The sequence below is a fragment of the Conexibacter sp. CPCC 206217 genome, assembly GCF_030646165.1.
GTDB lineage: Bacteria > Actinomycetota > Thermoleophilia > Solirubrobacterales > Solirubrobacteraceae > Conexibacter.
This window is the reverse complement of record NZ_JAUTDO010000003.1, coordinates 636,911-649,018: the sequence shown is the minus strand read 5'-3', so window position 1 is coordinate 649,018 and position 12,108 is coordinate 636,911. Positions and strand designations below refer to the sequence as shown.

Here is a 12,108-nt window from a genome sequence, read left to right as displayed (position 1 = left end):
GCCGCGTCCGCGCGCGCCGCGGCAGCCGCGCCGCCAGGGGCCGCCGCGCCGCCAGCCGCCGCGCGGGAGCCGCTGAGGCGCCGCGCCGGGAGCACCGACGCTGCGCAGCAGCCGCGCAGCGCGCCGCCGAACCGCCCCGTTAAAGCAACGCGCCCGCCCGCTGACTCCGACGAGGAGGGAAAGCGCGGACGGGCGTTGTGCGTCGCCGGGCGTTGCGCGCGGCCGGTGCTGGCCGGTCGCGCGCGCCCAGGTCTGGAGCGGTCAGGCGGCGGAGCCGTGCTCGCGGCCGAAGAAGCCGTGGCCGAGGAACAGCGCGCCGAAGGCCGTCGAGCGCGCCGCCGCCGGCGAGGACTCGACCGGCTGCAGGGAGGGGTTGGACGTGCGGGGCCGACGACGCTCCGAACGCTCGCGCAACTCGGCAGCGCGGACGTCGTTCTGGATGGTGGTGAGGACGGGGTTCATGGTCTGCTCCTGGCGTCGTTTCTGACCTCTACGACGGTACGGCTGAGGCAGAGCGGACACATCGGGCAAACACCGTCACTTCTCCTGAAAGATCCCTTACCTGGACCTCACAACCCCTTAGGCGGCCAGGGCGCCTAACCTGTACCGGCCCATGGCCGACCAGTCCAAGATTCGCAACTTCTCGATCATCGCCCACATCGACCACGGGAAGTCGACGCTGGCCGACCGCATCCTCGAGGTCACCAAGACCGTCGAGCAGCGCGACATGAGAGCGCAGCTGCTCGACTCGATGGACCTCGAGCGCGAGCGTGGCATCACGATCAAGGCCCAGGCCGTGCGCGTGCTGTTCGAGGCTTCCGACGGCGAGACCTACCAGCTGCACCTGATCGACACGCCCGGCCACGTCGACTTCTCCTACGAGGTGTCGCGTTCGCTGGCGGCGTGCGAGGGCGCGCTGCTGGTCGTCGACGCCTCCCAGGGCGTCGAGGCGCAGACGCTGGCCAACACGTACCTGGCGGTCGACGGCGGGCTGGAGCTGGTCCCGGTCCTCAACAAGATCGACCTGCCCGGCGCCGAGCCCGAGCGCGTCGCGGGCGAGGTCTCCGAGCTGCTCGGCGAGGACCCCGACGACGTGCTGCGGATCAGCGCGAAGACCGGCATGGGCGTCAGAGAGGTGCTCGACCGGCTGGTGGAGAAGGTCCCGCCGCCCGCCGGCGATCCCGACGGCCCGCCGCGCGCGCTGATCTTCGACTCCGAGTTCGACCAGTACCGCGGCGTCATCGCCTACATCCGTGTGGTCGACGGCACCTTCACGAAGGGCCAGGCGATCCGCGCGATGGCGGCCGGCACCGAGGCCGAGATCGACGAGCTCGGCTTCTTCAACCCGGCGATGGTCGCGGCCCCGACGCTGGGCCCCGGTGAGGTCGGCTACCTGATCACCGGCGTCAAGGACGTCGCGATGCTGCGCGTCGGCGACACGCTGACGACCAAGCGCGGCGCGGCGACCGAGGCGCTGCCGGGCTATCAGGACGTCAAGCCGATGGTCTTCTGCGGCCTCTTCCCGATCGACTCCGACGACTACCCGGACCTGCGCGACGCGCTGGAGAAGCTGACGCTCAACGACGCCGCGCTGTCGTGGGAGCCTGAGACCTCCGAGGCGCTCGGCTTCGGCTTCCGCTGCGGCTTCCTCGGCCTGCTGCACATGGACATCGTGCGCGAGCGGCTGGAGCGCGAGTACGACCTCGAGCTGATGACGACGATGCCGTCGGTCGAGTTCGAGGTCGAGCTCTCCAACGGCGAGATCGTCGCGGTCCACAACCCTTCCGACATGCCCGATCCCTCGACGATCAGAGAGATCCGCGAGCCGTACATCAAGGCCAGCATCCTGACGCCGAAGGAGTACGTCGGCACGATCATGGAGCTGTGCCAGGACAAGCGCGGCACCCACGCCGGCATGCAGTACCTGTCGGCCGACCGCGTGCAGCTGGAGTACGACCTGCCGCTGGCCGAGATCGTGCTCGACTTCTTCGACCAGCTGAAGTCGCGCACGCGCGGCTACGCGTCGCTCGACTACGAGCTGGTCGGGCTGAGAACGAGCGACCTCGTCAAGCTCGACATCCTGCTGTCCGGCGACGCCGTCGACGCGCTCTCGATGGTCGTGCACCGCAGCAAGGCGCACGACGTCGGCAGGGTCCTTGCCGAGAAGCTGAAGCAGAAGATCCCGCGCCAGCAGTTCGACGTGCCGATCCAGGCGGCGATCGGCTCCCGCGTCGTCGCGCGCGAGACCGTCAAGGCGTACCGCAAGGACGTCGTCGCGAAGTGCTACGGCGGCGACATCTCGCGCAAGCGCAAGCTGCTTGAGAAGCAGAAGAGAGGCAAGGCGCGGATGAAGCAGGTCGGCCGCGTCGAGGTGCCGCAGGAGGCCTTCCTGGCGGTGCTGGAGCTCGGCGACACGAGATAGGCGAGCGGTGAGGCGCTGTCGCGCCCGCCGAGCTGGAAGGATCCCGGCGCGATGACGCGTCTCACGCACGAGCAACGCCGCGCGCGGCGCGAGGCCGCACGGCGCGTGGTGCGCCGGCGGCGGCAGCTCGCGGGCGGCGCCCTGCTGGCGGTCGCCGCGCTGATCGTCGCGGTCGCGCTCGTCGCCGTGCGCGGCGGCGCGCAGCCGGCCGCCGCCGATGCGACGGTCGCGAAGGCTGCCGAGGACCGTGCTGCCGCCACCGCCCGCGCCGAGCGCCGCCGTGCGGGCGCCAGAGCCGGGGCCGGATCTGACGCCGCCACGCCGCGGATCGACATCGACGCGATCCCACCCGCCAGACCGGGCACCGCCGTCGTCTCCCAGAGCGGCCCGACCGACGAGCGGCAGATCGCGCTGACCTTCGACGACGGCTACTGCGGCGACTGCATCTCGAAGCTCGTGCGCGGGCTGGAGAAGAGCGGCGCGCACGCGACCTTCTTCCCCAACGGCAGCTACGACGCCGAATGGAGACCGCACGTCGAGGCGATCCGCAGGCTCGTCGCGCGCGGACAACTGATCGTCGGCAGCCACACCTTCAGCCACGTCAACGCGCCGGCCGTCGGCGCCGCCGCCTTCGGCAGCGACCTCGACCGCAACGAGCAATGGATCGAGCAGACCTTCGGGCTGACGGGGCGGCCGTACCTGCGGCCGCCGTACGGCGCCTACGACACGGGCACGCTCGCCGCCGCCGGCGAGCGCGGCTACACAAGCGTCGTGATGTGGAACGGCACCGTTGCCGACTCCAACCTGCGCTCGAAGGCGTACATCCTCAACGCGATCAGATACTGGGCGAGACCGGGCGCGATCATCCTGCTGCACGCCAACTACCCGCCGACGGCGGAGGCGCTGCCGGAGATCCTCGCGATCCTCAGACGCAAGCGGCTGAGAACGGCGACGATCGCCGAGCTGCTCGGCGGCTCGCCCTACCAGCCGCCACGCTGAGCGCGGGCGCGCGACAATGGCGCGATGGACCTCGGGCTGAACGGCAGGCGCTGCGTCGTCACCGGCGCATCGCGCGGGATCGGACTGGAGGTCGCGCGCGGGCTGGTGGGCGAGGGGGCGTCGGTGCTGCTGGTCGGGCGCGACGCGGATGCGCTGGCGTCGGCGGCCGAGAGCGTGCGCCCGCCGGGCGCCGCCGGCAGCGGCGACGCGCGGACTGCCGCGGCGGGCGCCGCCGCAGGCCGCGCCGAGATCTTCGCCGCCGACGTCACGCGCCCGGCCGACGCCGACCGCATCGCGACCGCCGCCTACGAGCTGCTCGGCGGCGACGCGCAGGTGCTCGTCAACAACGCCGGCGTCTCCCAGAACATCCCGCTCGGCGAGCTGGACGAGGTCGAATGGGAGCGGCAGTGGCAGCTCAACGTGCGCGGTCCCGACCGGCTGATGCGCGTCTTCGCGCCGCCGATGGCCGACGCCGGCTGGGGCCGGATCGTCAACGTCGGCTCCTCCTCGGGCAAGCGCGTCTCCGCGACCAACGTCGCCTACGCCGTGACCAAGACCGCCGAGCTGGCGCTCTCGCGCGCCTATGCGGAGGCGTACGCGGCGAAGGGCGTGCTCGTCAACGCGGTCACGCCCGGCCCGACCGGCACGCCGCTGTGGCTGGGCGACGGCGGCCTCGCGGACCAGAGCGCCGCCGCGCGCGGGATCGAGCGCGAGCAGGCGCTGGAGATCGCACGCGGCAGAATCCCGCGCGGCACGCTCGCCGAACCGCGCGAGATCGCCGACGCGATCCTCTTCCTCTGCTCCGAGCGCGCGGCCAACGTCGCGGGCGCGGCGTGGTCGGTCGACGGCGGCGCCGCGCCGACGATCTTCTGAGAACGTGCTGCGCACAACCACCGAAGGGAGCCAGAGCCAGGTGCCAGTCAACAGCGACGCCGTCGGCAAGCGCTATGCGCCGGTCGTGTACGCGGTCGGCCGCGAGAAGGTCAAGGAATACGCCTCGGCGGTCGGGGAGACGAACCCGCTCCACCTCGACGTCGCCGCCGCCCGCGCCGCGGGCCACGCCGACGTCGTCGCGCCGCCGATGTTCGCGGTCGTCTACCAGTCGCCGTCGGTGATGCCGGCGCTGTTCGACCCGGAGGTCGGGATCGACTTCGCGATGATGGTCCACAGCGGCCAGGAGTTCCGCTGGGAGCGGCTCGTCGTCGCCGGCGAGGAGCTGACGACCACGACGACCGTCCAGACGATCGCCGAGAAGGGCGGCCTCGGCTTCTACGACTTCGCGGTCGCGACCGTCGACGAGGCGGGCGATCCCGTCGTGACCGGCATCTGGAAGATGCTCGTACGAGGAGCGTGACGATGAGCGCAGCAGAGTTCGAGCCGGGCGCGCAGCTGCCCGACCTCAAGACCACGCCGGACCGCTTCCTGACGGTCCGCTACGCCGGCGCCTCCGGCGACTTCAACCCGATCCACATCGACGAGGAGTTCGCCAAGTCGGTCGGGCTGCCGGGGCGGATCCTGCACGGCCTCTGGTCGATGGCGCAGGTCGCGCGGGCGCAGACCGAGGCCGCGGGCGACCCGGCCGCGCTGAGAGCGCTGTCGGTCCAGTTCCGCGGGATGGGCGTGCTGGAGCAGGAGCTGGTCGTGACGAGCAGAGTGAAGCGCGTCGAGGACGGCGTGGCGACAGTCGCCGCGGAGGCGCGTCAGGGCGACACGCGGATCGTCCGCAACGCCGTCGCCGAAGTCGTCGTCAAGCCCTGAACAAGCCCGATCCGACGAAGTCCGCCTCGCCGCTCGCGGCCGGCGGCACGAAGAAGTAGCCGCCGCCGACCGGCGTGATGTAGTCGACCATCGGCTCCTCGTCGAGCCGTCTCTGGATCGTCGCGAACTGTCTCAGCGGGTCGCGGTTGAAGGCGACGAAGACGAGCCCCTGGTCGAGCTGGCCGGCGGCGTCGAAGCCGCGGTGGTAGTTGTAGCCGCGGCGCACGATCCGCTGGTCGTCGGTCGCGGGCGTGCGCGGGTTGGCGAGGCGGATGTGGGCGTCGAGCGGGATCCGGTCGCCTCTCGGGTCGACGTCGAGTCTCGGGTCGTCGTACTCGTCTCTGCCGCCCAGCGGCGCGCCCGCGTCGCGCGTGCGGCCGATCATCCCCTCCTGCTCGCGCAGACCGACGCGATCCCAGAACTCGACGTGCATCCGGATCGTTCGCACGACCTGGTAGGTGCCGCCGGTCGCCCACGCGGGCTCGCCGCTGCCGTCGGCGGGATCGGTCCACACCAGCTGGCGCATCAGGGCCGCGTCGTTGACGTCGGGGTTCGCGGTGCCGTCGCGGAAGCCGAACAGGTTGCGCGGCGAGCTTCTGCCGCGCGGGCCGCGGCGGCCGCTCTCGAAGCCGTCGATCGTCCAGCGCAGCGCGAACGCGTCGCGGACCGGTCTCAGCAGCTCGCGCAGCGCGTGCACGACGGTGTCGCGCTGGCCGGCGCTGATCTGCAGCAGCACGTCGCCGTGCGTGCGTGCGGGGTCGAGGTCGTCGTTGGCGAACGGCTCCATCGCGACGAGGTGGACCGGCTTGCGTCTCTTGAGCCCGTAGCGGTCGTCGAACAGCGAGGCGCCGAAGCCGATCGTGATCGTGAGCGCGTCGGGCGGGATCGTCGTGCCGAGCGTGCCGGAGTCGGCCGGCGGCTCGTCGACCTCCTGCAGCGGCAGCACCGCGCCCTGCGTCAGCGCGCGGGCGCGGATCGACAACGCCTGCAGCGCCTGCAGCAGGTGGGCGGTGTCGGGCGCGATCGCGTCGAGCGCGGCGAACGTCGCCTGCGCGCCCTTCGGGGTGATCACGCCGGACTGGTGCGTGCCGTCGAAGGGCAGGCGGGTCGCGAGCGTCGGGTCGACGGCGGAGCCGCCCGCGCTGAGGGCCGGGTCGGTCGCGGAAGCCGCGCGCGCGTCGGCGCCCGCGAGGTCGGCGACGGCGACGCCGGCGAGCCCTCCGGCGCCGAGCGTCGCGGCGGAGCGCAGCAGGAAGTTGCGGCGGTTGACGGTCATCCGTGCGACTCCTGGGTCTGGCTTGCAATTGTGGGAACGGCGGGTGGGAGGGCGGTCTCCAGCGTTCCGGGCACCGCCGAGAGCGCCTCCAGCAGCGCGCCGAGCGTGCCGTCGACGCGCTGGCGCTCGGCGTGCGAAAGCGCGGAGAGTCTCGGCCACGTGCCGCCGTGCGCGCGGCGGACCTCGCTCAGCACGCCTCTGAACGCGAGCATCCAGGTGTCGACCGGCGGCAGCGCGTCGCCGCGGCCGTTGAGAACGGGGCGCAGCGTGTCGATCACCGTCTCCGTCGCGGTCAGGCCGTCGGCCGTCGCGCGCACGCCGGCGCCGCTCCACGGCGCCGCGCGGTCGCTGATCATGTCGCGCTGCGCGTCCTCCATGATCTCGTGCGCGCGCGTGGCGTAGTCCAGCGGCGTGATCTCGATCTTCGCCAGCGCGTGCGGCAGCTTGTCGACGTCGGCGGAGAGGCGCCGCGCGAACGGAACGATCTGCTGCGTCGGGACGCCCGTGTAGAGGTCGTGCTCGATCCGATGCAGGCCGGTGAAGTCAGGGTCCGCGACGCCGCCCGCGAGGTGGCCGGGCGTGCCGTCGATCGCGACGTCGAGGTCGCCGAGCGCGCCGTAGGCGGCGCCGAGCAGCAAGTAGCGGTCGTAGGCGTCGCCCCACGCGCGCTCGGCGGCGTCGCGGTCGGACCGCTGCAGCGCCGCGGTCAGTGCCGCGACCGGCTGCTGCATCGCCCGCGCCTGTGCGATCGCGTAGCGGCGGTAGCGGGCGATCGGGCGGTCGAAGTCGTGCTCGGAGAGCGGGTTGATCTCCGATCGCAGGCCGCCGGCCGTCGGCTGCTGGATCGCGGCCGCGGCGACGTCGGCGGGCGACGCGTCGGTGCCGTAGACCTTCGTCAGCGGGTGCTGGGGCGCGAGGCTCGCGGCAGGCGCGACGGCGGCGCCGGGGTGCGTTCTTCTGTCGCCGCCGCAGCCGGCAAGCAGCGCAGCGGCGAGCGCGGCGCAGACGAGCAGCGCGGCGCGCAGGGAGTCACGTGGCATATATGGATGTGGGGTGGGGCGAAGCCGAGCGCGTTCAGCGCTGCGGCAGGACGTCGGGGCTGCCGGTCACGGTAAGCGCAAGGGAATGCGGATCGGGTGAAGAAATTGATAAGCGCGGCGCTCCGCGGCGCCAAGTAGCCGAGGCGATTAAGCCAGAATAAAAGGTGAGAAAGTCCTCATCTCGCCCTAACTCCTGGGCGACATCTGCCGATCACCGCTCGTCAGCATCGTTGCGCGCTGCGGCCCAGGGCGGCCCGCGCGCCACAGGCCCATTGCCGCCCGCGAAGGTGGAGGCACCTTGCGCAAACGTAGATTCTTCGCCGCCGGCGGACTGGCGACGTTGGCGGTGACGGTCGGCTTGACCGTCGCCCACGCCGACTCGTCGCCCCCGGCGCCGACGGATACCCCGATCAAGCACGTGGTGGTGATCTTCGACGAGAACGAATCGTTCGACCATTACTTCGGCACCTACCCCAACGCAGCGAACCCGCCCGGCGAGCCTCAGTTCACGGCGAAGGAGAACACGCCGTCGGTCAACGGCCTGAGCCCCGCGCTGCTGACCAGCAACCCGAACTCGCTGAACCCGAAGCGCCTCGACCGCTCGGAGGCGTTCACCTGCTCGCAGAGCCATTCGTACGGCTCCGAGCAGAAGGCGTTCGACGGCGGGCTGATGGACGGCTTCGTCGAGTTCACCGCCGGCGGCGGCTCGCTGTGCCCGTCACCCGTCGTGATGAACTACTACGACGGCAACACGGTGACTGCGCTGTGGAACCTCGCGCAGCACTTCTCGATGAGCGACAACTCGTTCGGCACGGGCTTCGGCCCCTCGACGCCGGGCGCGCTGAACCTCGTCAGCGGCAACACGTCGGGGGCGACCTCGACGGCTGGCGGCGCGACCTCGACGGTCACGTCCGATCCGGAGCCGTCCGCGGAGCTGGACGACTGCGCGAAGGCGTCCGGTACGACGGTGATGACCGGCAAGAACGTCGGCGACCTGCTCAACTCGCACAACCTCACCTGGGGCTGGTTCCAGGGCGGCATGCGCCCGACGGGCACCGACCCGGCGACGGGGAAGGCGATCTGCGGCGCGAGCCACAAGGACATCGTCAACTTCGACCTGCCGGACTACTCCGCACACCACAACGCGTTCGCCTACTACAGATCGACGGCCAACCCGCACCACCTGCCGCCGAGCTCGCCGGAGATGATCGGCAGAACGGACCAGGCGAACCACCAGTACGACCTGCAGGACTTCGACACGGTCCTGGCCGACGACAACCTGCCGGCGGTCTCGTACCTGAAGGCGGCGAACTCCGAGGACGGTCACCCGGGCAGCTCGGACCCGATCGACGAGCAGCGTTGGATCGCGCGCACCGTGAACGCGATCCAGCAGTCGCCGGCATGGAGCAGCACCGCGATCGTCATCGCCTACGACGACTCCGACGGCTGGTACGACCACGTCATGTCGCCGATCGTCAACCCGTCGGCGTCGTCGGGTGACGCGCTCAACGGGCCGGGCAGATGCGGCGTCGTGAAGGACCCGACCGCGGCCCCCGGGCGCTGCGGCTACGGTCCGCGCCTGCCGCTGCTGGTCGTCTCCCCGTTCGCGAAGCAGAACTTCGTGGACCACTCGGTGACGGATCAGACCTCGATCCTGAAGTTCATCGAGGACAACTGGCAGCTGGGCCGCATCGGCGACGGCTCGATGGACGTGAAGGCCGGCTCGCTGGCCAACATGTTCGACTTCGACCCCAACCACGCGCGCGCTCCGAAGGTCCTGCTGGACCCGACGACGGGCGTCGTGCTGAACCACCCGGCCGACACCGGTACGCCGGGCTCGATCGGCGAGTCCTCGACGCCGAGACCGGCCGGCGACGACCCGGGCCAGGGCGACGACGACCCGAGTGGCGACGACCCCGGTCAGGGCGACGACGATCCGTCCGGCGACGGCGGCGACAGAGGCGACGGCACGAACCCGCCGAGAGGCGGCGACAGAGGCGGCACGCCGGGCAGAGGCGGCAGAAGAAGCGGTTCAACGGGCAGCACGCCGAAGCCGCCGCAGGTGAAGGTGACCTGCACGACGAAGGCGAGCGGCAAGAAGATCTTCGTCTCGTGCAAGGTGACGGGCAAGGACGCGAAGACCGGCAAGACCGCGCTTCGCTTCCGCGTCGTCAAGAACGAGAAGGTGCTCGCGACGGCCCGCGCGGTCGTCAAGAGCGGTCGTGCGTCGGTCACGCTGCGCACGAAGAGCAAGGTCCGCAGCGGCAAGTACCAGCTGCGGATCGCGATCGCGCACAGCGGCGGGGCGAACAGCTCCCTGACGCGCACGGTCAAGCTCGGCTAGCAGGAGGGAATCGGCTGCAGTCCGGCGCGGAGCGAGCCGCTCCGCGCCAGACTCGCCGTCACACCGCCCGTGTGCGGAACGTGGTGCGCAGCGTCACGGCGCGGCCGCGGCGCGGCACGAGCCGCACGCTCAGCGTCTGCTCACCGCCGTCGGCGCGCAGCTGGGCGGCGCGCAGCGAGGGGGCACGCAGCGATCTCGCGCCGAGCTTCCACTCGATCCGCTTCAGTCGCGCGCGACCGCGCTGCGCGAGCGTGAAGCGCAGCGACTCGCTGCCGCCGATCACGCTGCTGCGGGCTGCTCGCAACTGCACGCGCACGCCGCCGACCGTCCGCCTCGGCGCCGCGATCCGCCCCACGACGACGCGACCGGGGCAGAGGCCGTCGCGCCGCGCCGGCCGCACCGAGCTGCCCGGCCGGATCGCGCACGGGACCGCGACCTTCAGCGGGTAGGTCGTTCTCGCGCCGATCGGGAGCGCTCCGGCCGACGGGTCCGCGATCGGGGTCGGCGACGAGGGTGAGGACGGGGACGACGGCGAAGACGGATCGGGCGCAGGCGGCGGATCCGCTGACGTGCCGGTCGGCGGCGGATCGCCGGTCGGCGCGACGGGACCTGTCAGCACCGCCGGCAGGCTGCGCGCGACGCTCGCGTTGCCAGCGGCATCGCGGAACGTCGCTCTCACGCGGTAGGAGCCCGCTCTGTCGGGCAGCGTCACCGTCGCGCTGCCGTCGGTGCCGAGCGCGACCGGCGCGCCGAGCGGCCCGTCGGCGGCGTCGACCACCTGCAGCTGGCGCGAGACGACGTCGTTCGGGGCGCCCAGCACCGTCACCGTTCGCGCCCGTCGGGCCGAGGACCACGGCGCGACGATCACGAGCGTCGCCGACACGTCTGGCGCCGCCGCGTCGGCAGCATCGAGGACCGCGTCGACGAACGGGCTCGCGATCGGGCCGCCGGCGCCCGCGCGCGTGCGCACGACGCGCACGCGGTACGTCCCGCCGGCAGCCGGCAGCGCGATCGTCGCCGAGCCGTCGAGGTCGGCGTCGGGGAAGCTGTCGAGCAGCGCGGCGCCGCTCGCGTCGCGCACCTCCACGAGCGCCTGCGTCACGGCCGCGTCGAGGTCGAAGACGGCGATCCGCTGGCGGCTCGCGCTGGAGCCGACCAGCATCGGCGCGCCGTCGGAGGCCGCCTCGGCAGGGGAGACGAAGCCCGCGTCGGCCGTCGCGACCGTGCCGTCGGGGCTGACGGCGCTGACGCGGTAGCGGTAGGCGGTCGCAGGTCTGAGGCCCGCGAGCTGGAGCGAGAACGGCTGCGCGCCGCTGCCGCCGAGCGCGACGCTGGTGCTGGCGCCATACGCGCTCGTCGGCCCGTAGTCGACGGTCACCGTCGTCGCCTGGCCGTGCGGGTCGACGCTGCCGCCGACGCGCACGCCGACCGTGTCGGCGCTGACGCTGGCGGTCAGCCCCGTCGGCGGGTCGAGGTCGGTCAGCTGCAGCGCGACGTCGTCCAGCTCCAGCGCACCTCTCACGGCGACGCCGAGCGGCGTTCTGAAACGCATCCGCACGCGCACCGCGTACGTGTGCCCCGCCGTCAGCGCCGCCGGCGCGACCGGCCCTCCGTAGACGTTGAAGCCGGCCGACGGCGCGACCGCCGTCTCGGCCAGCAACGCGGCGCCCGCGCCGCCGCCGCCCCCGCCGCCGCTCCCAAGGTCGACGAGGTCGGCGGCGACGCTGGCGCCGCCCAGATCGATCAGCGAGCCGCCGCTGCCGCGCAGCGCGAGGCCGAACGCCGCGACGTCCGGGCGCGCCGCGAGTGTGAACGACGGGCTGGTCCAGTCGACGGTCGTGGTCGCCAGCAGCCCGACCGCGGTCGACAGGGAGGCGCGCAGGCTGCCGTCGCCGCCATCGGCCTGCCAGCCGTTGGAGACGGCCGGACAGGTCACGCCCGGGACATGCAGGAGCCCCGAACAGGTCAACCCACCGCCCGTCTGCGTGACGCTCGCCGTCCAGCCTGCGCTCCCACCCGTGAACGTGCGTGCGGCTTGCGGATGTGGCTCCCAGCCCGTCGCGGCGGCTCCCGCGCCACCCGAGCCGATCAGCACCGTCAGCGCGGCCGTGACCACGATCCTGCACGCTCTCCCAAGCGTCATCCGCGCGACCTCCCGTTCACGTACCCCTTGCCCGGATCCTTCTGTCCCTCTTTTTCGGTTCGTCAACAAACCGTCTTGAGCAATCAGGACAGTTCTGGCGGGTTCGCGCGGTTCGTGCGAGGTGGC

Annotated in this window: 10 protein-coding genes; 6 read left to right on the top strand and 4 right to left on the bottom strand. The window is 72.2% G+C overall.

The features are described 5' to 3' along the window. Positions 1–261 precede the first annotated feature (261 nt). The gene (locus Q7L65_RS11310) at positions 262–462 is read right to left on the bottom strand and encodes a hypothetical protein (protein ID WP_304721192.1); all 201 of its coding nucleotides are present in this window, start codon (positions 460–462) and stop codon (positions 262–264) included. A gap of 151 nt (positions 463–613) precedes the next feature. On the opposite strand from Q7L65_RS11310, the gene lepA reads away from it, so the two are divergent. Genes lepA through Q7L65_RS11285 form a run of 5 tightly spaced genes read left to right on the top strand, consistent with a single transcriptional unit; the run spans position 614 to position 5,179 of the window. Further along, positions 614–2,422, top strand: a complete 1,809-nt coding sequence (gene lepA / locus Q7L65_RS11305) for a translation elongation factor 4 (RefSeq protein WP_304721191.1) — start codon at positions 614–616, stop codon at positions 2,420–2,422. A gap of 51 nt (positions 2,423–2,473) precedes the next feature. Beyond that, positions 2,474–3,421, top strand: coding sequence for a polysaccharide deacetylase family protein (locus tag Q7L65_RS11300; protein ID WP_304721190.1), 948 nt, complete (start codon positions 2,474–2,476; stop codon positions 3,419–3,421). A gap of 24 nt (positions 3,422–3,445) precedes the next feature. Beyond that, positions 3,446–4,294: an SDR family NAD(P)-dependent oxidoreductase gene (locus Q7L65_RS11295; RefSeq protein ID WP_304721189.1), complete on the top strand. Its 849-nt coding sequence runs from the start codon at positions 3,446–3,448 to the stop codon at positions 4,292–4,294. Between the two features lie 40 nt (positions 4,295–4,334). Next, positions 4,335–4,775: a MaoC family dehydratase N-terminal domain-containing protein gene (locus Q7L65_RS11290; protein WP_304721188.1), complete on the top strand. Its 441-nt coding sequence runs from the start codon at positions 4,335–4,337 to the stop codon at positions 4,773–4,775. 2 nt (positions 4,776–4,777) lie between these two features. Continuing rightward, positions 4,778–5,179, top strand: a complete 402-nt coding sequence (locus Q7L65_RS11285) for a MaoC/PaaZ C-terminal domain-containing protein (RefSeq protein ID WP_304721187.1) — start codon at positions 4,778–4,780, stop codon at positions 5,177–5,179. On the opposite strand, the gene efeB is transcribed toward Q7L65_RS11285, so the two are convergent. Further along, positions 5,169–6,455, bottom strand: coding sequence for an iron uptake transporter deferrochelatase/peroxidase subunit (efeB, locus tag Q7L65_RS11280; protein WP_304721186.1), 1,287 nt, complete (start codon positions 6,453–6,455; stop codon positions 5,169–5,171). The two genes, Q7L65_RS11285 and efeB, sit on opposite strands and share 11 nt — an antisense overlap. Then, positions 6,452–7,495 (bottom strand): EfeM/EfeO family lipoprotein, encoded by a 1,044-nt coding sequence (locus Q7L65_RS11275; RefSeq protein WP_304721185.1) that lies wholly within the window; start codon positions 7,493–7,495, stop codon positions 6,452–6,454. Before Q7L65_RS11275 ends, efeB begins: the two co-directional genes overlap by 4 nt. A 298-nt stretch (positions 7,496–7,793) precedes the next feature. Here Q7L65_RS11275 and Q7L65_RS11270 point away from each other — a divergent pair, with 298 nt between their 5' ends. Further along, a complete protein-coding gene (locus Q7L65_RS11270) occupies positions 7,794–9,839 on the top strand; it encodes a phospholipase C (protein ID WP_304721184.1) in 2,046 nt (681 codons plus the stop codon). Between the two features lie 58 nt (positions 9,840–9,897). Here Q7L65_RS11270 and Q7L65_RS11265 read toward each other — a convergent pair whose 3' ends face one another. Further along, entirely contained in the window at positions 9,898–11,982 is a 2,085-nt protein-coding gene (locus tag Q7L65_RS11265; RefSeq protein ID WP_304721183.1) for a hypothetical protein, read from the bottom strand. Between the last annotated feature and the right edge of the window lie 126 nt (positions 11,983–12,108).

Excerpts from the sequence above, each read along its gene's own strand:
- Q7L65_RS11310 (WP_304721192.1), bottom strand. The coding sequence starts at position 462 with ATGAACCCCGTCCTCACCACCATCCAGAACGACGTCCGCGCTGCCGAG.
- Q7L65_RS11300 (WP_304721190.1), top strand. The coding sequence starts at position 2,474 with ATGACGCGTCTCACGCACGAGCAACGCCGCGCGCGGCGCGAGGCCGCA.
- lepA (WP_304721191.1), top strand. The coding sequence starts at position 614 with ATGGCCGACCAGTCCAAGATTCGCAACTTCTCGATCATCGCCCACATC.
- Q7L65_RS11285 (WP_304721187.1), top strand. The coding sequence starts at position 4,778 with ATGAGCGCAGCAGAGTTCGAGCCGGGCGCGCAGCTGCCCGACCTCAAG.
- efeB (WP_304721186.1), bottom strand. The coding sequence starts at position 6,455 with ATGACCGTCAACCGCCGCAACTTCCTGCTGCGCTCCGCCGCGACGCTC.
- Q7L65_RS11265 (WP_304721183.1), bottom strand. The coding sequence starts at position 11,982 with ATGACGCTTGGGAGAGCGTGCAGGATCGTGGTCACGGCCGCGCTGACG.
- Q7L65_RS11295 (WP_304721189.1), top strand. The coding sequence starts at position 3,446 with ATGGACCTCGGGCTGAACGGCAGGCGCTGCGTCGTCACCGGCGCATCG.
- Q7L65_RS11275 (WP_304721185.1), bottom strand. The coding sequence starts at position 7,495 with ATGCCACGTGACTCCCTGCGCGCCGCGCTGCTCGTCTGCGCCGCGCTC.